At 68.5% G+C, this 22,009-nt stretch carries 18 protein-coding genes and 1 pseudogene; 2 read left to right on the forward strand and 17 right to left on the reverse strand.

Going from position 1 to position 22,009, the window contains the following annotated elements; translation table 11 throughout:
* Positions 1–2 precede the first annotated feature (2 nt).
* The 9 genes and pseudogenes from ABIE41_RS16755 to dusB form a co-directional block, all read right to left on the reverse strand.
* Positions 3–2,354 (reverse strand): DNA translocase FtsK, encoded by a 2,352-nt coding sequence (locus ABIE41_RS16755; RefSeq protein WP_354192568.1) that lies wholly within the window; start codon positions 2,352–2,354, stop codon positions 3–5.
* A 104-nt stretch (positions 2,355–2,458) separates the two neighbouring features.
* On the reverse strand, positions 2,459–3,325 hold the full coding sequence (locus ABIE41_RS16760; protein ID WP_192641449.1) for an alpha/beta fold hydrolase: 867 nt from the start codon (positions 3,323–3,325) through the stop codon (positions 2,459–2,461).
* Positions 3,326–3,349: 24 nt separating this feature from the next.
* Positions 3,350–4,732: a GTPase HflX gene (gene hflX / locus ABIE41_RS16765; RefSeq protein ID WP_192641450.1), complete on the reverse strand. Its 1,383-nt coding sequence runs from the start codon at positions 4,730–4,732 to the stop codon at positions 3,350–3,352.
* Between the two features lie 5 nt (positions 4,733–4,737).
* The gene (hfq, locus tag ABIE41_RS16770; RefSeq protein WP_054141683.1) at positions 4,738–4,986 is read right to left on the reverse strand and encodes an RNA chaperone Hfq; all 249 of its coding nucleotides are present in this window, start codon (positions 4,984–4,986) and stop codon (positions 4,738–4,740) included.
* A gap of 209 nt (positions 4,987–5,195) precedes the next feature.
* Positions 5,196–6,563, reverse strand: coding sequence for a nitrogen assimilation response regulator NtrX (gene ntrX, locus ABIE41_RS16775; protein WP_192641451.1), 1,368 nt, complete (start codon positions 6,561–6,563; stop codon positions 5,196–5,198).
* The gene (locus ABIE41_RS16780) at positions 6,560–8,851 is read right to left on the reverse strand and encodes a sensor histidine kinase NtrY-like (RefSeq protein ID WP_354192572.1); all 2,292 of its coding nucleotides are present in this window, start codon (positions 8,849–8,851) and stop codon (positions 6,560–6,562) included. The genes ntrX and ABIE41_RS16780 overlap by 4 nt, the downstream gene beginning before the upstream one ends.
* Positions 8,852–8,975: 124 nt before the next feature.
* Complete coding sequence (gene ntrC, locus ABIE41_RS16785; RefSeq protein ID WP_192641452.1) at positions 8,976–10,424, reverse strand: nitrogen regulation protein NR(I); 1,449 nt, start codon at positions 10,422–10,424, stop codon at positions 8,976–8,978.
* A 20-nt stretch (positions 10,425–10,444) separates the two neighbouring features.
* Positions 10,445–11,521 carry a two-component system sensor histidine kinase NtrB gene (locus tag ABIE41_RS16790; protein WP_192642830.1) on the reverse strand — a complete coding sequence of 359 codons (1,077 nt, stop codon included), beginning with the start codon at positions 11,519–11,521 and terminating at the stop codon, positions 10,445–10,447.
* An 81-nt stretch (positions 11,522–11,602) separates the two neighbouring features.
* Positions 11,603–12,587, reverse strand: a pseudogene (gene dusB, locus ABIE41_RS16795) (tRNA dihydrouridine synthase DusB).
* Between the two features lie 198 nt (positions 12,588–12,785).
* Between dusB and ABIE41_RS16800 the strand changes: the two are divergent.
* Positions 12,786–13,997, forward strand: coding sequence for a bifunctional 2-C-methyl-D-erythritol 4-phosphate cytidylyltransferase/2-C-methyl-D-erythritol 2,4-cyclodiphosphate synthase (locus tag ABIE41_RS16800; RefSeq protein WP_354192575.1), 1,212 nt, complete (start codon positions 12,786–12,788; stop codon positions 13,995–13,997).
* A 4-nt stretch (positions 13,998–14,001) separates the two neighbouring features.
* A complete protein-coding gene (locus ABIE41_RS16805) occupies positions 14,002–14,493 on the forward strand; it encodes a CinA family protein (protein WP_192641455.1) in 492 nt (163 codons plus the stop codon).
* A gap of 18 nt (positions 14,494–14,511) precedes the next feature.
* Here ABIE41_RS16805 and ABIE41_RS16810 read toward each other — a convergent pair whose 3' ends face one another.
* From ABIE41_RS16810 to ABIE41_RS16845, 8 genes are all read right to left on the reverse strand, one after another.
* The gene (locus tag ABIE41_RS16810; RefSeq protein WP_192641456.1) at positions 14,512–14,991 is read right to left on the reverse strand and encodes a type II toxin-antitoxin system RatA family toxin; all 480 of its coding nucleotides are present in this window, start codon (positions 14,989–14,991) and stop codon (positions 14,512–14,514) included.
* A 15-nt stretch (positions 14,992–15,006) separates the two neighbouring features.
* Entirely contained in the window at positions 15,007–16,032 is a 1,026-nt protein-coding gene (lipA, locus tag ABIE41_RS16815; RefSeq protein ID WP_192641457.1) for a lipoyl synthase, read from the reverse strand.
* A gap of 121 nt (positions 16,033–16,153) precedes the next feature.
* Positions 16,154–16,432, reverse strand: a complete 279-nt coding sequence (locus ABIE41_RS16820) for a GlsB/YeaQ/YmgE family stress response membrane protein (RefSeq protein ID WP_192641458.1) — start codon at positions 16,430–16,432, stop codon at positions 16,154–16,156.
* A 79-nt stretch (positions 16,433–16,511) separates the two neighbouring features.
* Positions 16,512–16,850 carry a GlsB/YeaQ/YmgE family stress response membrane protein gene (locus ABIE41_RS16825; RefSeq protein ID WP_354192579.1) on the reverse strand — a complete coding sequence of 113 codons (339 nt, stop codon included), beginning with the start codon at positions 16,848–16,850 and terminating at the stop codon, positions 16,512–16,514.
* A 41-nt stretch (positions 16,851–16,891) separates the two neighbouring features.
* Positions 16,892–17,662, reverse strand: a complete 771-nt coding sequence (locus tag ABIE41_RS16830) for an alpha/beta hydrolase family protein (RefSeq protein ID WP_192641459.1) — start codon at positions 17,660–17,662, stop codon at positions 16,892–16,894.
* A gap of 46 nt (positions 17,663–17,708) precedes the next feature.
* Positions 17,709–19,148, reverse strand: a complete 1,440-nt coding sequence (gene lpdA / locus ABIE41_RS16835) for a dihydrolipoyl dehydrogenase (RefSeq protein WP_192641460.1) — start codon at positions 19,146–19,148, stop codon at positions 17,709–17,711.
* 15 nt (positions 19,149–19,163) lie between these two features.
* Complete coding sequence (locus ABIE41_RS16840) at positions 19,164–20,507, reverse strand: pyruvate dehydrogenase complex dihydrolipoamide acetyltransferase (RefSeq protein WP_192641461.1); 1,344 nt, start codon at positions 20,505–20,507, stop codon at positions 19,164–19,166.
* A 15-nt stretch (positions 20,508–20,522) separates the two neighbouring features.
* Complete coding sequence (locus tag ABIE41_RS16845) at positions 20,523–21,956, reverse strand: pyruvate dehydrogenase complex E1 component subunit beta (protein WP_192641462.1); 1,434 nt, start codon at positions 21,954–21,956, stop codon at positions 20,523–20,525.
* Positions 21,957–22,009: the final 53 nt, after the last annotated feature.

Genomic DNA, 22,009 nt, shown 5'->3' on the forward strand with positions numbered 1-22,009 from the left:
CGCTAGTCTTCGTCTTCGCGTGCCCTGCCGGTCTCGACGAGGATTTCGCGTTTGCCGGCGTGGTTGGCGGGGCCGACGATGCCTTCGTTCTCCATCCGCTCCATGATCGAGGCGGCGCGGTTGTAGCCGATCTGCAGCCTGCGCTGGATGTAGGAGGTCGAGGCCTTCTTGTCGCGCAGGACCACCGCCACCGCCTGGTCGTAAGGATCCTCGCTCTCGGACTGGCCCATGCCGGTCTTGTCGAAGACCGCGCCGTCCTCGCCCTCAGTGCCGGGCTCTTCCTCTTCCGAGGTGACCGCGTCGAGATATTGCGGCCGGCCTTGCGTCTTGAGATGGGCGACGACCTTCTCGACCTCGGCATCCGAGACGAAGGGGCCGTGGACGCGGGTGATGCGCCCGCCGCCGGCCATGTAGAGCATGTCGCCCTGGCCCAGCAGTTGCTCGGCGCCCATCTCGCCCAGGATGGTGCGGCTGTCGATCTTGCTCGTCACCTGGAAGGAGATGCGCGTCGGGAAGTTCGCCTTGATCGTGCCGGTGATGACGTCCACCGACGGCCGCTGCGTCGCCAGCACGACATGGATGCCGGCCGCGCGCGCCATCTGGGCGAGGCGCTGGATCGTGCCCTCGATCTCCTTGCCGGCGACCATCATCAGGTCGGCCATCTCGTCGACGATCACGACGATATAGGGCAGAGGCGCGAGGTCCATGACCTCCTCCTCGTAGATCGCCTCGCCGGAATGACGGTCGAAGCCGGTCTGGACCGTGCGGGTGATGACCTCGCCGGCGGCCTGCGCCTCGACGACGCGGGCGTTGAAGCCGTCGATGTTGCGCACCGAGAGCTTCGACATCTTCTTGTAGCGCTCCTCCATCTCGCGCACCGCCCATTTCAGGGCGACGACCGCCTTCTTCGGGTCGGTGACGACGGGGGTGAGCAGATGCGGGATGCCGTCATAGACCGACAGCTCCAGCATCTTGGGATCGACCATGATCAGCCGGCACTGCTCGGGCTTGAGCCGGTAGAGCAGCGACAGGATCATCGTGTTGATCGCCACCGACTTGCCCGAGCCGGTGGTGCCGGCGACCAGGAGATGGGGCATCTTGGCGAGATCGACGATCACCGGCTCGCCGCCGATGGTCTTGCCGAGCCCCAGAGCGAGCTTGTGCTTGGAGCTCTCGAAATCCTGGCTCGCCAGAAGCTCGCGCAGATAGACCGTCTCGCGCTTGGCGTTGGGCAGCTCGATGCCGATCGCGTTCTTGCCGGGAATCACCGCCACGCGCGCCGAGATCGCGCTCATCGAGCGGGCGATGTCGTCGGCCAGCGAAATCACGCGGGAGGACTTCGTGCCCGGAGCGGGCTCCAGTTCGTAGAGCGTCACGACCGGACCGGGGCAGGCCTGGACGATCTCGCCCCTGACGTTGAAATCCTCGAGCACGCCTTCGAGGAAGCCGGCATTCTGCTGCAGGACCTCGGTCGGGATGGCGGTCTCGACCGCCGGCGGCTCGCCGAGAATGTCGATGTCGGGCAGCTCGAAGTGCGCCGGCTGCGCGACGCGGACCTCCGCACGCTCCGGCACCGGTGCAGGCGCCGGGGCAGCGACGGCCTCCGGCACCGCCATTTCGGCCCGCGCCCGGCGCGTCACGACAACGCCGCGCGCCGGCCCGGCGGAAACCAGCTCGGTGACGGGGGCCGGCACGGGAAGCGGAGCCGGCGCGACAGGCGCGACCGCCACCTGAGCAGCCGGGCGCATCGCGACCGTCCGGGCATGCGGCGCCTCGGCCCTGCGGCTCGCACTGCGGGCCGGCGGCTTCGCGACGACAGGCGCAGCCGGCATGGCTGTCTGCTGGGGAATGACGGCGGGAACCTCGGCGTGGCGGTGCGCGGCGGCCGGGCGACCCGGCTCGTCCTCTGCGACCTCGGCGGCGACGACCTCCCAGAAGGCGTGATCCGAAATCAGGTCGAAGGGCGTCAGCGGCGCCGGTTCATGCGCCCCATCCGCCAAGGCCTCATCAACGACGACCTCGTCGACAGCGGCATGGCCGGACATCTCGACGAGGTCGTCGGACTCCATCGCATCGGCATCGAATTCATAGTCGCGCAGCGCTGCTTCGACCCCGGCACCGCGGGCCCAGACGCTCCCGATCAGGCGATCCGGCGTGCGCCAGAACCGGACCTGCGGCGGCTCGGGCGGCGGCGGCGCGGCGGGAACCTCGCCCGGCTTCACCAGCGCCAGCGGATTGGCGCGCGCCCTGACATAGACAGGCCCGCCGCGATCGGCCGGCAGCTCGCCCGGGTCGTCGGAAAACGCTTCCGCAGCAATCTCTTGCGTGGAGGTGTGAAGGCCGGAATGACGCATGAGAAACCGCGGAGGCTGGCGTAGAAGACAGGCTCCAAGGGGTATCGGCCCAGCGTTAAGACGCGATGAACAAGCGCGCCGAACGTACCCTCTGGTGCATGCCGTCAGCCCGGCGTGAAACGCGCGATCGCCGCCGCGACGGCGTCCGGAAACTCCTCGTGCAAGCTGAGCTTGCCCTGCGGGAGACGCACCGATTCGATGCCAGGCCTGTCCGAAAGAGCTTCCATTTCGGCGCGCGACTTCGGCGGCGTCTCGGCGCCGTAGACGACAAGCGTCGGGACAGCGGCCTCCCGCGCCAGCGCCAGGAAGGCCTCGCGGCTGGCAACGCAGTCGCGCCCGCCGGTGACGAAGCGCACCGAGGCATGGCGGGCGCCGGCCGCGCTGGTGACGGCGCGCTTGGCCGCCATGCGCTCCGGCGTCAGCCAGTCCGGATCGCTGTAGACGTGGCCGACGACCATCTTGCGGATCACGGGGCCGCTGAGGTTGAGGGCATAGAGCGCGGGCCCCAGAACCGGCGCGTCGACGGCAGCCCTCACCCGCGCGAACCATGGCCGCGTCCCACCCATCATCGTCGGGAACGGGCCGCGCCAGGTCGGCCCCACCAGCACCAGCCGGTCGACCGCGCCGGGATGGCGGGCAAGATGATCCAGTGCATAGGCAGCGGCATGGCCCGCCGCGACGAGCAGCGTGGGCCGCGGCACGATCTCCGTCAGCAGCCAGTCGAGGAAAGCCTGGAGCATGGCAGGTGTGTAGTCGAGGTTCGGACGCGGCCGGTCGCCGAAACCGGGCCAGTCGACCGCGATGACGCGGTGGCCGGGCGCAAGCCGCTCCATCAGCGGGTGCATCTCGCCGCGGGTCGAGATCGAGCTCAGCGCGGGCAGGAGCAGCACGCTCGGCCCTTCGCCCATCTCGTCGAGGCCGAGCGAGATGGTCTCACCACCCCAGGTCCAGCGCAGTTCACGCGTGATCATCGCCACCTCCCTGTCGGGGCCGGCCTAGTTCTCCCGCTGCGCCTCGGGGAAGCGGGCGCCGAAGGCCCCTTCCCGCTCGGGCGGCAGCCGGACCGTAAGGTCGAGCGTGCCGTCCTCGGCGTCGCGGCGCTCGAGGATCTCGCCATTGGCATGCAGCCAGGCCAAAGACTGGCCGTCGCCCGGCGGCAGCGCGAGGCGATAGATCGGGCGGCTGCGGGCGATGCGGCTCTCGATGGCGTCGGTCAGCCGCCCCATGCCGTCGCCGGTCACCGCCGACACCAGAACGGGGCGGGAGACCTCGGGCTTCAGCCCTGCGAGTCCGAGCTGGCGCTCGCGCTCCTCCGGCGCCAGCAGGTCGGACTTGTTCCAGACCTCGACGACGCGCTGGCCGTCATCGGGGTCGATGCCGAGATCGCGCAGGATCGCCTGGACGTCCGCGGCCTGGGCGGTGGTGTCCTCATGGGCGACGTCGCGGATATGCAGCAGCACATCGGCCTCGATCGCGTCCTCCAGCGTGGCGCGGAAGGCGGCGACGAGCTGCGTCGGCAGGTCAGAGATGAAGCCGACCGTGTCCAACAACATGATCCTCGCGCCATGCGGCAGCTTCAGCGCCCGCGCCGTCGGGTCCAGCGTGGCGAAGAGCATGTCCTGCGCCAGAACCTCGGCGGAGGTGAGCCGATTGAACAGCGTCGATTTGCCGGCATTGGTGTAGCCGACCAGCGCCACGACCGGATAGGGCACGCGCTTGCGGCTGGCGCGATGCAGGCCGCGCGTGCGCTTGACCGCCTCGAGATCGCGCTCGATTTTGGTCATCCGCTCCTGGATGATGCGACGGTCGGCCTCGATCTGGGTTTCGCCGGGGCCGCCGAGGAAGCCGAAGCCGCCGCGCTGGCGCTCGAGATGGGTCCAGGACCGCACCAGCCGGCTCTTCTGGTAGTTGAGATGGGCGAGCTCGACCTGCAGCGCGCCTTCCTTGGTGCGCGCGCGGCGGCCGAAAATTTCGAGGATCAGGCCGGTGCGGTCGATGACCTTGCAGCCGAAGGCCTTTTCGAGATTCCGCTGCTGCACCGGCGAGAGCGCGCAGTCCATCACGACAAGGCCGATTTCCTCGATCTTGATGCGCTCGGCGATCTCCTCGACCTTGCCCTTGCCAAGATAGGTCGCCGGCCGCAGAGCGGTCAGCATGACCTGGATCGGCTCGACCACGGTGAGGTCGATCGCAGCCGCCAGCCCGACACCCTCGTCGAGACGAGCTGCGAAGGAGCGCTGATTGGCATCCGTCGCGCCCCGACGCTGCTGGTAGGGGCCGATCACATAAGCGCGGGTATTGGCGGCGATCTCGCGCTCGATGGCGTCGAGCGGCTTGGTCGCCGCCCGCGCCTCATCCGCATCGCTGCGGGCGCCCATCTGGATCAGGCCTTGTCCTGTTCCTCAGGCTCGAACAGCTGCACCGGCTGGCCGGGCATGATCGTCGAGATGGCGTGCTTGTAGACGAGCTGCGAATGTCCGTCGCGGCGCAGCAGCACGCAGAAATTGTCGAACCAGGTGACGACGCCCTGCAGCTTGACGCCGTTGACGAGGAAGATCGTCAGCGGAATCTTCTGCTTGCGTACATAGTTGAGGAACGTGTCCTGAAGATTCTGTGCCCGCTCTGCGGCCATGGGTAGCCCCTGTTGTTGGGATCGCGCATCGGCTTGGAGCCTGCGATCCATTTCGTCCCGTTGGCGCAGCAGCTCGTGCCGCCCGCTTCGGGACACCGATCCCGTATTAGACTGCCGAGTCCGCCGACAACGCAAGTGCAACATGAGCGTGCAGGGCAGCGAACCGCCTGCGCTGAGTGCAACCGCGCATGCAGGCCGCGCCTGCCGCCTCAGCCCACGCCCAGCGACTTCAGCTTCCGGTGCAGTGCCGAACGTTCCATGCCGATGAATTCGGCCGTGCGCGAGATGTTCCCCGAGAAGCGGGCGATCTGGGCGATGAGATATTCGCGCTCGAAGATCTCGCGGGCGTCGCGCAGCGGCAGGCTCATCAGGCGCTCGCCACCCGAGCCCGAGGGCGTCGTCGGCACCATCGCCCCGACCTCGGCCGGGAGCATGTCGACGGTGATGTCGGCGGTGGGATCGCCCTTGGTCAGGATCATCAGCCGCTCGACATTGTTTCTGAGCTCGCGAACGTTGCCCGGCCACTCATGGGACTGCAGCACCGCCATCGCATCGGCGCCGATGCGCCGCTTTGGCAGCCCCGAGGCGACCGAGATCTGCTCCATGAAGAACTCGATCAGCTCCGGCACGTCCTCACGGCGCTCCGACAGCGCCGGAACCTTCACCGGCACCACCGAGAGACGGTGATAGAGATCCTCGCGGAAATGGCCGCCCGCGATGAGCTGGGCGAGATCGCGGCTGGTCGAGGAGATGATGCGGACATCGACATGGACGCGCGTGGCGCCGCCGACGCGCTGGAAGTTCTGGTCGACCAGCACGCGCAAGATGCGATTCTGGGTCTCGCGCGGCATGTCGCCGATCTCGTCGATATAAAGCGAGCCGCCATGCGCCTCCTCGAGCGCGCCGACACGCCGCGAGCGGCCGTCGCCCGCCTCGACGCCGAAGAGCTCCTCCTCCATCGTCTCGGGCGTGATCGTCGCCGCGTTGATGACGACGAAGGGACCGGTCGCGCGCGTCGAGGCCTCGTGCAGCGTACGGGCGGCGAGTTCCTTGCCGCAGCCCGGCTCGCCGGTGATCAGCACGCGCGCATTGGTCGGCGCGACGCGCTCGATCGTCTGGCGCAGCTGATTGACGACCGTCGACCGGCCGACGATGCGGCTGGCCTGGACCGAGCCCTTCTTTAGTTCGCGCACTTCACGCCGCAGACGCGAGGCCTCGAGCGCGCGTTCGGCGACGAGAACGAGACGGTCGGCCTTGAAGGGCTTCTCGATGAAGTCGTAGGCGCCGCTCTTGATGGCGGAGACGGCGGTCTCGATGTTGCCGTGGCCCGAGATCATCACCACCGCCAGATCGGGATGGCTCTCCTTGATCAGTTCGAGGACCTGCAACCCGTCGAGGCGGCTGCCCTGGAGCCAGATGTCGAGGAAGACGAGATTGGGCCGCCGCGCGGCGATCGCCACCAGCGCCTCGTCGGCGGAACTCGCCTTGCGGGTGCGATAGCCCTCGTCCTCGAGCAGGCCGGCGACCAGCTCGCGGATGTCGGCCTCGTCGTCGACGACCAGAATGTCAGCGCTCATACGCGTATCCCATCATGCGTTTGCCGTCCCGACGCCGCGCTCCGCTGCGGATCGCCGCGGTCGCCTTCCCTCGCCTCTTCGGGCTCGGGACCGGTCTCGGGGAACCAGAGGCGGATGCGGGCGCCGCGCTGGCCCTCGGCCGCGTCCGGCCGATCGAGCAGCTCGATGCCGCCGCCATGGTCCTCGAGGATCTTGCCCACGATGGCGAGACCGAGCCCAGTCCCTCCCTCGCGGGTCGTCATATAGGGCTCCAGCAGCTTTTGCCGCTGGTCCGCCGGCAGCCCCTTGCCGTTGTCGATGACGTCGATGACGATCCGGCCATCCTCGCGCCGCTCGAAGGCGACGTCGATCCGCCCCGGGCCGCGCTCGTCCATCGGCACAGCCTCGATCGCCTCTGTGGCGTTCTTGATCACATTGGTCAGAGCCTGCGAGAGCAGCCGCCGGTCGAAGCGCGCGAGTACGGCACCGGCCGGCAGGTTCTCGTTGATCGTCAGCTCGGGATTGCCGACGCGCATCAGGAAGACGATCTGGCGCACCGTTTCGGCGATGTCGTCCTGCGTCAGCGAGGGCTTCGGCATCCGGGCGAAGGAGGAGAACTCGTCGACCATGCGTCGGATATCCTCGACCTGGCGCACGATGGTCGCCGTGCACTGGTCGAAGATCTCCTTGTCCTCGGTGATGACGCGGCCGAATTTGCGGCGGATGCGTTCGGCCGAGAGCTGGATCGGCGTCAGAGGGTTCTTGATCTCGTGGGCGATGCGGCGGGCGACGTCGGCCCAGGCTGCGGTGCGCTGCGCCGAGACAAGGTCGGTGATGTCGTCCAGCGTAACCACCAGCCCGGCGCCGGAGCCCTCGCCTTCGCGCACCGCACGGACATTGACCATGCGGTCCTGGCCGGCGCGCGTGATGGCGATCTGCCCTGCGCTTTGGCGCTGGCGCCCGTTCAGTGCCTCGGTGACGAAGGCGGCGATCTCGGGGGCGACCTGCGCGATCGGCTGGCCGAGCAGGCGCCCGCCCGTGCCCAGCAGGCTCTCGGCCGAGCGGTTGGCGATGGTGATGTGGCCGTCGCGGTCGAGGCTCAGCACGCCGGACGAGACGCCGGACAGCACGGTCTCGGTGAAGCGGCGGCGACGATCGATCACCTCGCTGGCCGTCACGAGCCCGTCGCGCTGGCGTCGCAGCTCGGCGGTCATCTTGTTGAAGGTCTCGCCGAGATGGGCGAGATCGCCCTCCGAGCGCCTGATCGGCACCTGAACGTAGAAATTCCCGCTCGAAACCTGGTCGGTGGCGTGGATCATCCGGCGGATCGGCGCGACCAGCGCGTTGGCGAAGCTCAGCCCGAGCCAGATCGCCGAGAGCAGCAGGATGACCGCGATCAGCCCGTACATCGAGGCAAAAGCGATCTGGACGCCCTTCCGGCGCGCATCGATGGAAATGTACTCCGCCGCAGCCGAACGGGCGATGGCGGGGAACTCCACGGCCAGCGGGTCGACCTGGCGGGCGATGTGGAGGAAGGCGTTGTCATAGGACGGGAGCTTGACCACGGCCCCGAAGATCCGGCCGGTCGCCGGCAGAACACAGATCGGCTCCGGCGAGGACTGCGCATCGTCGAAGGCCGCGGCGTCGGGTTGGGGCGCGCCGCGCAGAACATCGATATTGGCGCGGACGAGGATCTTGTCCGGCGGCTGCATGATCGCCGCGACGGGCACTCCCAGCGCTGTCGCCCGCGCGGTCAGGAAGGTCTCGAACCATTTCCGGTCGACGTCATAGGCCGCCCGGGCGCGGGAGAGATCGTCGGCGAGGAGGCGGATCTCGCGGCCGAGCGACTGGCATTGCGACCCCGCATAGGCATCGGCCACCTCGACCGAGCGGAAGATCGCGTCGCGCATGCGGTCGGAGAACCAGGGCTCGAGGCCGCGCTCGATCGTGACGGTGGCGATGATCGCGACCAGGACGGCCGGCAGCGCCGCGATGATGCTGAACAGCCCGACGATGCGGACATGCAGCCCCGCGGCAGCGGCGCCGGCGCGGCGGGCGCGGATCAGAACGGACGTCTCGAAGGCGACGATGACCAGCAGCAGCAGGATCAGCAGGAAGTTGAGGACGAAGACGCCGACGACGACCTCGTGCACCGGCACCACGGGGGTGACGCCCGAGAGGACGAGGAAGGTGACCAGCGCCGAGACCAGCGCGAACACGACCACGGTCGCGCCGAGCCATCCCGAAACGCGGCGCGGCGTGTCGTCGGCTCGCGGCACGATCCTGACGTCGCTCGAAGGGGCAGACACGATGGCAGACAACTCCCGGGCAGCCGGCAGACCCAAATCAGTCCGGCCGCGATGCGGCACTGATGCGCCGCCGCAACGGTGTTGTCAAAATATGACATATGAAAGGCGGGCCTGCCGCCTTTCGTCAGCGCGGCGAGCGGACCACCTGCATGTCGAGCTCGCGGATCTTCTTGCGCAGCGTGTTCCGGTTGAGGCCGAGCAGCTCGGCCGCCCGGATCTGGTTGCCGCGGGTCGCGGCCAGAGCGGCGGCGATCAGCGGCGGTTCCACCTCGCGCAGGATGCGGTGATAGAGGCCCGGCGGCGGAATGTTGTCGCCGAATCCGCCGAAATACTGGTTGAGATGCCGCTCGACCGAGCCCGACAGGGTTTCCGCACGTTCCGGGCCGGCATTGCCGGAAAAGCTGGTGTTGGAGGTCGCCGGCTGCAGCTCGGCCTCTACGATCGGCGCCGTGATCGTTTCCTGGGGATAGAGCGCGGCGAGCCGGCGGACGAGGTTCTCCAGCTCGCGGACATTGCCCGGCCAGCGGTAGCGCCGCATCACGTCCATCGCTTCCGAATCGATCTGCTTGCGCGGCAGACCCTCCTTCTCCACCAGCGTGAAGAAGTGGCGGGCAAGATCGGGAATGTCCTCGACGCGCTCGCGCAGCGGCGGCAGGCGGATCGGGACCACGTTCAGGCGAAAGAACAGGTCCTCGCGGAACAGGCCCTGCGCGATCGAGATGCGCAGGTCCTTGTTGGTGGCCGCGACGATGCGGACATTGGTCTTGATCGGGGTGCGGCCGCCGACGGTGGTGTATTCGCCCTGCTGCAGCACCCGCAGCAGGCGCGTCTGCGCCTCCATCGGCATGTCGCCGATCTCGTCGAGGAAGAGCGTGCCGCCCTCGGCCTGTTCGAAGCGGCCGGAGGAGCGCGTCAGCGCGCCCGTGAAAGCGCCCTTCTCGTGGCCGAAGAGCTCGGACTCGATCAGGTCCTTCGGGATCGCGGCCATGTTGATCGCGACGAAGGGGCCGTTCTTGCGCTTGCCGTAGTCGTGCAGGGCCCGCGCGACCAGCTCCTTGCCGGTGCCCGACTCGCCGTTGATCATCACCGTCAGGTCGATCGGCATCAGCCGGGCGAGCGCACGGTAGACGTCCTGCATCGCCGGCGAGCGACCGATCAGCGGGATGTCGTCGGGCTCGGCCGCATTCGCCCGGGCCCCCTCGCCGCGCGGACGCGACAGCGCGCGGCCGACGATGGCGACGAGTTCCTTCAGGTCGAAGGGCTTGGGCAGATATTCGTAGGCGCCGCGCTCGGACGCCTTGATCGCGGTCATGAACGTGTTCTGCGCGCTCATCACGATGATCGGCAGCTCGGGCCGCACACGCTTGATGCGCGGCAGCAGATCGAAGGCGTTGCCGTCCGGCATGACCACATCGGTGATGATGAGGTCGCCGAGGCCCTGCGCGGCCCAGGTCCAGAGCGTCGCCGCCTGGCCGGTGGTCCGAACCTCGTATCCAGCCCGGGCGAGCGCCTGGTTGAGCACGGTGCGGATCGCGGCGTCGTCATCCGCGACGAGAATGTTACCGGTCGGCATTCACTGTGGTCCTGTAGGCCTCAAACTGCCTGCCGTGCCCGGAGTTGGTGCAGGGGCAGCAGAATTCGAAACGTCGTGCGCCGGGGGACGGACTCGCATTCGACGATCCCGCCATGGTCCCCGATCACCTTGGCGACGAGTGCAAGTCCAAGGCCACTGCCCTGGGCCTTGGTCGTGACGAAGGGATCGAACAGGTGCGGCAGCAGATCGGCGGGCACGCCGGGTCCGTTGTCGCGGATGCCGATCTCGAGCGGCAGCGCGATGCGGCCGGATGATCCGGGCACCTGCATGCGGATGCCCGGACGATAGGCCGTCGTCAGCGTGATCTCGCCGTCGATCGCTTGCGTTCCAATGGCTTCGGCCGCGTTCTTCATCAGGTTTAGCAGCACCTGGACGAGCTGGTCGCGGTTGCCGGAGACCGGCGGCAGCGAGGGATCGTAAATCTCGTTGAAGCGGATGTGGCGTGCGAAGCCGGACTGGGCGAGGCGCTTCACATGGTCGAGCACGTCGTGGACATTGACCGGATCGCGCTCGGTCGGCCGCTCGTCCCCGAATAGCTCGACGCGTTCGACCAGCTTCACGATCCGGTCGGTCTCGTCGCAGATCAGCTGCGTCAGGATGCGCTCTTCGTCGGGAACCGTCGCTTCAAGCAGTTGCGCCGCCCCCCGGATGCCGGAAAGCGGGTTTTTGATCTCATGGGCCAGCATCGCGCCGAGCGCTGTGATCGAGCGGGCTGCCCCTCGATGCGTCAGCTGTCTGTCCATTTTTTCAGCAATTGTTCGTTCCTGCAGCATTATCACGACCGCATCGCCCTGGCTGGGCAGCGGCGAGGCAAAGACGTCGACGATGCGGTCGGCGCCCAGACGCGGCGAGCCGAGATCGAGCCGGTACTCGCTGACGCTGGCGCCGCGGCGCTGCACCTCCTCGACCAGCGCCAGCACCGGCGAGCCGAAGGCGATGAGATCGTCGAGCCGCTGGCGCTTCAGCACGACCGCGCTCGACTGGAAGAAATCCTCGGCAGAGGTGTTGGCGTAGAGGATGCCATTGCGCTCGCCGATGACCACGACGGGCATCGGCAGCACATTCAGGGCCTGCATCTCGATCGGATCGAGCAGGTAACCGTCCCTGCCCTTTCCGCCGCTCTCGGCGAACGCCATCGTCATACGCAATACCCCGGTTCAGGCCGCAGCGCGGCCGCAGGCAGGAGAGAACAGGCTAGCCATTGCCGCGAGGGCCTGGCTCGGATCATCCGTGGTCAGCAGCAGGCGCCGCGCCTCGGCGTCGGGAGCCGCGCCGCTGACAATCGCCTCGTCGGCATAGGCTGCCAGATGCTTGCGGGCGTGGCGCACGCCATGGGCCTTGCCCATCAGCGACAGCAGGCCCTCATAGTGCTCGCGGGCGACGGCGTGCTTCAGGGCGAGCGTCGGCGCAGGAGCGGCCCGCCCGTCGAGGCCCGCACCGATCGCCCCGACCACGCCACGGGCGCCCCAGCGCCGCGCGACCGACCATCACCAGATCGGCGCCCGACTGGGCGAGGCATTCCCTGGCATCGTCGAGGCCGTGGATGTCGCCATTGGCGACCAACGGAAAATCGCCGACGGCACGGACGGCGCTGATCGCCGCCCAGTCGGCGACCCCCTTGTAGAATTGCTGGCGCGTGCGGCCATGGACCGTGATCAGCTGCGCGCCGGACGCCACCGCCCGGCGGGCGAGCTCGGGCGCATTGCGGGAGGCATCGTCCCAGCCCAGCCGCATCTTCACCGTGACGGGGATCTTGACCGCGCCGACAGCGGCCTCGACCAGCGAGATGGCATGATCGAGATCGCGCATCAGGGCCGAGCCGGCCCAGCCGCCCGTGACCTTCTTGGCGGGGCAACCCATGTTGATATCGACGATCGCCGCGCCATTGGCTTCCGCCAGACGCGCCGCCTCGCCCAGCCAATGCGGGTCGCAGCCGGCGAGCTGGACGACATGCGGCGAAATGTCGGAGCCCTCGGCTCGCAGCCGCGCTTCCTCGCTGCCGCGCACGAACTCGTCCGAGGCGACCATTTCCGAGACGACGAGGCCGGCCCCGAAACGGGCCGCGATCCGGCGCATGACGATGTCCGTCACCCCTGACATCGGCGCCAGCAGGGCGCGCGACGCGAGGGTCACAGGGAGCATAGCGGTCACGGCCGAGCCTGAATTAAAGGCAGCCTGCATTGTGCATATTTATTGGACAATGCTGCGGGAGCGCAAGTGACTCTCGCGAAATAGTGCACCGCATCATCGTCCGCTCCCCAGCGCCATCGACCGCGGCCTTCGGGCTTGGCGGCGATGCCTCCTGCGACTATCACCGAACCTCATTCAGGACAAAGAGCCGTGCCCGCCGAACGAGATGACACCGACACCCCGGTTGCCGCGCTCGTCGTCGCGGGCGGCCGCGGCCTGAGGGCCGGGTTCGACGCGCCGAAGCAGTATCGGCTGCTCGGCGGCAGCCCGGTTCTGCGGCAGGCGCTGGCTCCTTTTCTGGCCACACCCCGGATCGGCCGAATTGCGGTGGTGATCGGCGCCGGCGACGAGGCGCGCTATGCGGATGCGGTCGCCGGGCTCGATGACGGCCGGCTCGCCCCACCGACGCTGGGCAGCGCGACCCGTCAGGACTCGGTTAGGCTGGGGCTTGAGGCGCTGCAGGCCGAGGGCTTCAGCGGGACGGTGCTGGTCCATGACGCCGCCAGGCCCTTCCTGACCGGGGCGCTGCTGGGCAGCGCCATGGCGGCGATCACGGCCGAGACGGTGGCGGCTATCCCCGTTCTGCCCGTGACGGACACGATCAAGCGCCTCGACGAGACCGGCCGCATCGCCGAGACGCCGCCGCGCGACCGGCTGGTGAGCGTGCAGACCCCGCAGGCCTTCGCCTTCGCAGCGCTGCTGGGCGCGCATCGCGACGCAGAGGCGCAAGGTCGCGCCGGCTTCACCGACGATGCCGCGCTGATGGAATGGGCGGGGCATCCCGTCGCGACCTTCGCCGGGGAACCCGCCAATATGAAGCTGACCCATCCCGAAGATTTCAGCCGCGCGGAAGGCGGAGGCTCTCCTGCCCTCGTCGTGCGCGTCGGCACGGGCTACGACGTCCATGCCTTCGCCGAGGGCGACCATGTCTGGCTCGGTGGTGTCCGCATCGCCCATGACCGCGGCGTGCTGGCTCATTCCGACGGCGACGTCGCGCTGCACGCGCTGACCGACGCCCTGCTCGGCGCGCTGGCCGAGGGCGACATCGGCACGCATTTTCCGCCGAGCGATCCACAATGGCGGGGCGCGGCCTCACACCGCTTCCTCGCCTTCGCGGCGGAGAGGGTGCGGGCGCGCGGCGGGTTGATCGACTTCCTCGACGTGACCATCGTCTGCGAGGCGCCGAAGGTCGGCCCGCATCGCGAGGCGATGCGCGAAGCCATTGCCGCGGCCGCCGGGGTTTCGATCGGCAAGGTTGCGATCAAGGCGACGACCTCGGAGCGCATGGGCTTCACCGGGCGCAAGGAGGGGCTGGCCGCGCTCGCAACTGCGACGCTGCGCCTGCCCGACACGGAGGGCTGAGCTCATGTTCGACGCGGAAACGACGCGCCTCGCCACGGCCGTGCTGGAGGCCTGCCGGGTGAAGGGGATCACCGTCGCGACGGTCGAGTCCTGCACCGGCGGGCTGGTCGGCGGCGCGCTGACCGCGATCGCCGGTTCGTCCGACGTGGTCATGGGTGGGCTCATCACCTATTCGAACGAAGCCAAGATGGCGCTGGCGGCCGTGCCGGAAGGCCTGCTCGCCGCCCATGGCGCCGTCAGCGAACCCGTCGCGCGGGCCATGGCGGAAGGCGGGCGCAGCGCCCTGTCTTCCAGCCTGGCTGTGTCGATCACGGGAGTTGCCGGGCCTGGTGGCGGCAGCGAGGCCAAGCCCGTCGGCCTCGTCCATTTCGCCTGCGCGGGGCCCGACGGTACGGTTCATCGCGAAATGCGGTTCGGCCTGCTGTCGCGCGACGAGATCCGGCGGCTTTCCGTGCTGACCGCGCTCGCCATGCTGCAGGAAGCGGCAGCCGGCTGACGCGGCGATCAGGCCGCCTCAGGACGCCGTGATCGCCCCTCTGGCGGCACCGGTGCCATAGACGAGATCGGCCCGGCGCTCGAAGGCTTCGGCGAATTTGCGGAAGGCCTTGTCGAACATTGCGCCCATCAGCAGCCCGAGCATGCGGCTGGCGAATTCGTAGGAGATGAAGAAGCCGATCTCGCAGCCGCTCTCATGCGGCTTGAAGGTCCAGCGGTTCTCCAGATAGCGGAACGGGCCGTCGACATATTCGACGAGGATCCGCAAATTGGCCGGGTCGAGCGTGACGCGGCTGGTGAAGGTCTCGCGGATCGCCTTGTAGCCGACGCTCATGTCGGCCAGCAGCACCTCGCCGCCGCCTTCCTGCGGGGTCCGGCGGCGGACCGTGAGCCCCTCACAGAGCGGCAGGAACTGGGGGTACTTCTCGACATCGGCGACGAGCGCGAACATCTGCTCGGGGGTGTGGCGCACCCGCCGGGCGCTGTTGAACATCGGCATCGGATCGGTGCCTTCTCAGCCGCGGCTGTTGTGGCCGATGCCGACCTTCGCCTCGCGGGCCGCGCGCAGCCGCGCGAAATCCTCGCCGGCATGGTGCGAGGAGCGCGTCAGCGGCGTCGAGGACACCATCAGGAAGCCCTTCGCATAGGCGATCGCCTCGAAGCCCTTGAACTCCTCGGGCGTGACGAAGCGGATCACCGCATGGTGCTTGCGGGAGGGCGCGAGGTACTGACCGATGGTGATGAAATCGACATCGGCCGAGCGCAGATCGTCCATCAGCTGCAAGATCTCGTTCCGCTCCTCGCCGAGGCCGACCATGATGCCGGACTTGGTGAAGATCGTCGGATCGAGCTCCTTGACCCGCTGCAACAGACGCAGTGAGTGGAAATAGCGCGCGCCGGGGCGCACCGTCAGATACTTGCCCGGCACGGTCTCGAGATTGTGGTTGAAGACGTCGGGCTTGGCCGCGACCACGACCTCGAGCGCGCCGGGCTTGCGCAGGAAGTCGGGCGTCAGGATCTCGATGGTGGTGCCGGGCGAAGCCTTGCGGATGGCGCGGATGACCTGAGCGAAATGCTCGGCGCCGCCATCCTTGAGGTCGTCGCGATCGACCGAGGTGATCACGACATGCTCGAGCCCGAGCTTGGCGACGGCCTGGGCGACCTTGGCCGGCTCGAGCGGGTCGAGCGGCTGCGGCACGCCGGTCTTGACGTTGCAGAAGGCGCAGGCCCGCGTGCAGGTGTCGCCCATGATCATGAAGGTGGCGTGCTTCTTTTCCCAGCACTCGCCGATATTGGGGCAGCCGGCCTCCTCGCAGACCGTGACCAGCTTCTCGGCCTTCACGATCTTCTGGGTCTCGGCCCATTTCGGCGAGCCCGGCGCCTTGACGCGGATCCAATCCGGCTTGCGCAGGATCGGGTTCTCGGGTCGCTTCTGCTTCTCCGGGTGGCGCAGCTCCGCCGGGGCCTGGGCGGCCTCCGCCTTCGGATTGCCGACATTGGGCCGCGGATCGCGGTTGAGCAGGTCGAGGACGAGGGCCATCGGGACAGGATCCATCGCGGCGGCCTCTGGCCGCCGCCCGTCCCCTAGCTAATCGTCCCTGCCGCGCAGGGCAACCTTTGGCGCACCGGCCGCCCTGTCGCAGGGCGGCCTAGCCTGTCGGTCAGCGGCGTCCGCGCGCCGCGTTCCAGATCACGATGACGACGACGGCACCGGCGATCGCGGCGGCAAGCGTGCGCCAGAAGCCGAAGACCGCGATGTCGAGCAGGTCCGCCAGGCGGCTGCCGAGGAAGGAGCCGGCGACGCCGACGAGCATGTTGGTGAAGAGGCCATGATCCGAGGAGGTGATCTTCTCGGCGATCCAGCCGGCGAGCATGCCGATGAAGATCGTGGCGAAGAAGCCATAGCCCGGCTGCGCCATGGTGGCGGCGAAGTTTTCCATTGTCGTGCTGTCCCCAGTCCGTTCGCGCAAGGCTCGCGCGAATGCACCGCCACAACAAGCCCGGCCGCGGAAGGTTCCCTCAGGCGATGAAGCGGGCGAGCAGCACCACGAGAATCGCGCCGATGACCGCCATCGCCATCTCGTCGAGACGCGCGGAGCCGGTCTGGACCCGCCAGCCCGTCAGGCGCACCAGCCCCTGCCCGACCAGCATGCCGAGCAGGCCGACGACCGCGTGGCGCAGGAGCCCGCCCCCGCCGACGACGAGGCTGGCTGCGAAGCCCGTCACCGTGCCCAGCGCCACCGTCGGCGCGATCACGCGCCAGTCGAGCACGAGACCGCGGCCGGGCGGCAGGATCTCGACCTGCTCGTCGGGCACGATGGTGTCGGGGGCTTTGGGTTTGCGGGTGCGGGGCGTCATGGCCGGGATATGCGGATCGGCTGGCGCAAAATCCAGAGGGGCTAGCGGGCCATTCCACCGAGCGCCGCGACCGCAGCGGACGAGAGGGAGCCGTTGAAGTTGTGCCCGCCGCCGACGAGCTGGACGCGCGCCGGCAGGCCTCGCGCCTGCGCCTTCGCGACATAGTCCGTCGCCAGCTCGGGGCGCGTGTTGTCGTCGCCCTGGCCGGTCACCGCGACGATGGCGGTTCCGGGCGCAACGCCGGAGAGATAGTCGACCGGCGATTGCGAAGAGAAGCCGCCGCGCCGGCCGCGACTCGCATTCCACGCCGCGACATCGCAGGGGCAGGCGGCCAGGACGATGCCGTTCAGCAGGCCGGGATCGCTGCCGGCGATCACGCCGATCGTGCCGGCCCCGCCGGAATGACCGAGCGCCACCGCCCCACGCGCGCCGTAACGCTGCTTCAGCTCGCGGATCGCGCCCGCGACTGCGCGGTTGTTGCCGGCATGGAAGGTGTCACGCCGGCCATTGTCGGAGCCTGCGCTCTGCCGCCCGCCGCGGTCGTAATAGCCCGGCCGCAGCAGGGCGATGGCGACAACGTTCTTGCGCGAGGCGACGAACTGCCGGGCATGGGCGACCATGTAGTCGGCCGGCCCACCCGCCGAGACGTCGCCATGGATGAAGAAGGCGAGCACCGGACGGCCTGCGCCTGGCGCAGGCCCGAAGGTCTCGTAGACCAGACCGTTGGCGCAGCCCGCCCCCTCGCAGGCCCGGGCCGGGGACCAGGCCGCCAGCAGGGCCAGCACCGCCCATCCAAGAGAAAGCCGCTTCATCGTGACGGTCCCCCCTCCGCCCGGCGGGCGGCTCGCCTGTTTCCCCTTACGCGTTCAGCGCCTTGCCATAGGCGTCGAGCACGCTCTCCTTCATCACCTCCGAGATCGTCGGATGCGGGAAGACCGTGTGCATCAGCTCTTCCTCGGTGGTCTCGAGGTTCATCGCCACGACGAAGCCCTGGATCAGCTCGGTGACCTCGGGCCCGACGAGATGGGCGCCGAGCAGCTTGCCGGTCTTGGCATCGAAGATCGTCTTGGCCAGGCCTGAATCCTCGCCGAGCGCGACCGCCTTGCCATTGGCGACGAAGGGAAAGCGGCCGACCTTGATCTCATGGCCGGCGGCCTTGGCCTTGGCCTCGGTCAGGCCGACGCTGGCGATCTGCGGGTGGCAATAGGTGCAGCCCGGGATCATCAGCTTGTCCATCGGATGCGGATGCAGGCCCTTGATCGCCTCGACGCAGATCACGCCCTCATGCTCGGCCTTGTGGGCGAGCATCGGCGGGCCGGCGACGTCGCCGATGGCATAGAGGCCCTTGACGTTGGTGCGGCAGAGATCGTCGATGACGATGCAACCGCGATCGGTCTTCACGCCGAGCGCCTCGAGGCCGAGGTTCTCGATGTTGCCGACGACGCCGACGGCCGAGATCATCCGGTCGGCTGTGATGGTGAGCTTGCCGCCCTTCTCGTCCTCGATATGGGCGGTGACGCTATCAGCGCCCTTCTCGACCTTGGTAACCTTGGCCGAAGTCAGGATCTTGATGCCCTGCTTCTCGAAGGCCTTGCGGGCGAAGGCGCCGATCTCGGCGTCCTCGACGGGGACGACCTGCGGCATCACCTCGACGACCGTCACCTCGACGCCCATCGTCCGGTAGAAGGAGGCGAACTCGATGCCGATGGCGCCCGAGCCCATCACGAGCAGGGACTTGGGCAGCTTGGCCGGCACCATCGCCTCGAAATAGGTCCAGATCAGCTTGCCGTCCGGCTCGATGCCGGGCAGCGCGCGCGGGCGGGCGCCGGTCGCGACGATGATGTGGTCGGCAGTGTAGGTGCCCTCGCCCTTGGCGTTCTTCGGCGGCGGCACCTGCGGCTGCATTGCCGGCTTCTTGGTCGGCGCGACCTGGATCGTGCCGGTCTTGGTCAGCACCGCCTCGCCCCAGATCACGTCGACCTTGTTCTTCTTCATCAGGAACTGGACGCCGTTGTTCATCCGCGCCGCGATGCCGCGCGAGCGCTTCACAACCGCTTCGAGATCGGCCTTGAACGTGCCTTCCAGCACCAGCCCGTAATCCTTGGCGTGCTGGCCGTAATGCAGGATCTCGGCCGACCGCAGCAGCGCCTTGGTCGGGATGCAGCCCCAGTTCGAGCAGATGCCCGCGAGATGCTCGCGCTCGACGATCGCCGTCCTGTAGCCGAGCTGGGCCGCCCGGATCGCCGCGACATAGCCGCCGGGGCCGGAGCCGATGATGATGATGTCGTAGTCAGCCATGATCGTTCTCCGGCCTCACACCAGCATCGCCATCGGCTTCTCGATATAGCCCTTGAAGGCCGCCAGCAGCTCGGCGCCGAGCGCGCCGTCGACCGCGCGGTGGTCGGTCGAGAGCGTCACCGACATCACGGTCGCGACCGCGAGCTGGCCGCCCTTGACCACGGCGCGCTGCTCGCCGGCGCCGACCGCGAGGATGGTCGCATGGGGCGGGTTCACGATCGCGGCGAAGTCCTTGACGCCGAACATGCCGAGATTGGAGACCGCCGTGGTGCCGCCCTGATACTCCTCGGGCTTCAGCTTGCGGGCCTTGGCGCGGGCCGCCATGTCCTTCATCTCGTTGGAGATCTGCGACAGGGTCTTGTGGCAGGCATCGCGGATGATCGGGGTGATCAGCCCGCCGGGGATCGAGACGGCGACGCCGACATCGGCGTGCTTGTGCTTGAGCATGGTGTTCTCGGTCCAGCTCACATTAGCGTCCGGCACGGCTTTCAGCGCCAGCGCCAGCGCCTTGATCACCATGTCGTTGACCGAGAGCTTGTAGGCCGGCTTGCCGTCCTTCTCGGGCGCGGCGGCGTTCAGTTCGCCGCGCAGCTTGAGCAGGGCGTCGAGCTCGCAATCCACCGTGACGTAGAAATGCGGGACGGTCTGCTTGGCCTCGAGCAGGCGGCGCGCGATCGTCTTGCGCATGCCGTCATGCGGGACTTCTTCATAGGAATCGGCTGCGAACAGCTTCTTGACCTGGTCGTCGGAGGGGCCGGTCGCCAGCGGCGCACTGGCCGGCTTCGACGCGGCCGCCGGTGCAGCCGTCGCAGGTGCGACAGCCGGCGCGGCCTTGGCGCCGCCGCCGGTCTTGGCGGCCTCGATATCCTTCTCGACGATGCGGCCATGGGGGCCCGAGCCCTGGACCTTCGACAGGTCGAGCCCGGCCTCTTTGGCGAGCCGGCGCGCCAACGGCGAGGCAAAGGGGCGCTCGCCGGGGGACGCGGCCGCGGCCGCCGCGGGAGCAGCCGCCGGAGCGGCGGCGACAGGCGCAGCCTTGGGCGCGTCGGCCTTGGGAGCTTCGGCAGCTTTGGGAGCCTCGGCCTTGGCCGGCGCGGCGGCCGCCTTGGCGTCCTCGCCCTCGCCGGCGATCACGCCGATGATCTCGTTGACCGCGACATCGGCCGTGCCCTCCGGCACGACGATCTTCGCCAGAATGCCCTCGTCCACGGCCTCGACTTCCATCGTGGCCTTGTCGGTCTCGATCTCGGCGATGATGTCGCCGGACTTGATCGTGTCGCCTTCCTTCTTCAGCCACTTGGCGAGATTGCCCTTCTCCATCGTGGGAGAGAGCGCGGGCATCAGGATGTTGGTCGGCATCGGTTGCGCCCCTTCTCAGCGATAGCAGACGGCCTTGGCCGCCGCGACGACCTCGCCGATGTTCGGAAGCGCGAGCTTCTCGAGGTTCGCGGCGTAGGGCATCGGCACGTCCTTGCCGGTGACGCGGGCGACGGGCGCGTCGAGATAGTCGAACGCGGCTTCCATGATCTTCATGCCGATCTCGGCGGTGACGCCGGACTGCGGGAAGCCCTCCTCGACCGCGACGCAGCGGTTGGTCTTCTGGATCGAGGCGACGACGGTCTCGATGTCCATCGGACGGATCGTGCGGAGGTCGATGACCTCGGCCTCGATGCCCTCCTTGGCCAAGGCCTCGGCGGCGCCGAGCGCATAGGTCATGCCGATGCCGAAGGAGACGATGGTGACGTCGGTCCCCGGGCGGGCGACCTTGGCCTTGCCGATCGGAATCAGGAAGTCGTCACCCTTCGGCACGTCGAAGGAGCGGCCGTAGAGGATCTCGTTCTCGAGGAAGATGATCGGGTTGGGATCGCGGATGGCGCTCTTGAGCAGGCCCTTCGCATCAGACGCGCTGTAGGGCATCACCACCTTGAGACCGGGCACGTTGGAGTACCAGGCGGCATAGTCATGGCTGTGCTGGGCGCCGACGCGGGCAGCCGCGCCGTTGGGGCCGCGGAAGACGATCGGGCAGCCCATCTGGCCGCCGGACATGTAGAGCGTCTTGGCGGCGGAGTTGATGATCTGGTCGATCGCCTGCATGGCGAAGTTGAAGGTCATGAACTCGACGATGGGGCGCAGGCCCGTCAACGCGGCGCCGACGCCGATGCCGGCGAAGCCATGCTCGGTGATCGGCGTGTCGATGACGCGCTTGGCGCCGAACTCCTGCAGCAGCCCCTGCGTGACCTTGTAGGCGCCCTGGTACTCGGCGACCTCCTCGCCCATGACGAAGACGTCGCCGTCGCGGCGCATCTCCTCGGCCATGGCATCGCGCAGCGCCTCGCGGACCGTCATGCTGACGATCTCGGCACCGGCCGGGAATTCCGACGAGGCGTCGTAGCTCTTGGGCGTCGCCGGCGGGTTGGCGACGGCCGATTCAGCCTTGGGCGCGGCAGCGACCTGCGGCGCCTCGCCTACGGCCGCCGGCGGAGCCGACTGCGCCGCCTGGGGCGAGCTCGCGGCCGGCTTGTCGGACTGGCCGGCGCCGCCGCTGGCGGCCGCCTTCGCATCTTCTCCCTCGGCGGCGATGATGCCGATCGGGGTGTTGACCGCGACGTTCTCGGTGCCGTCGGCGACGAGGATCTTCGCGAGGATGCCCTCGTCGACCGCCTCGACCTCCATGGTCGCCTTGTCGGTCTCGATCTCGGCGATGATGTCACCCGCCTTGACGCTGTCGCCCTCGGCCTTCAGCCACTTGGCGAGCTTGCCCTGCTCCATGGTGGGCGAAAGGGCAGGCATGAGAATGTCGATCGGCATGAACGCACCCGGAATGATTGGACGAGGCGAAAGGGAAAGGCGGTGCGGCGCGG

Origin of the sequence: Bosea sp. OAE506, from assembly GCF_040546595.1 — a bacterium.
In the GTDB taxonomy this organism is placed as follows: Bacteria; Pseudomonadota; Alphaproteobacteria; order Rhizobiales; family Beijerinckiaceae; genus Allobosea.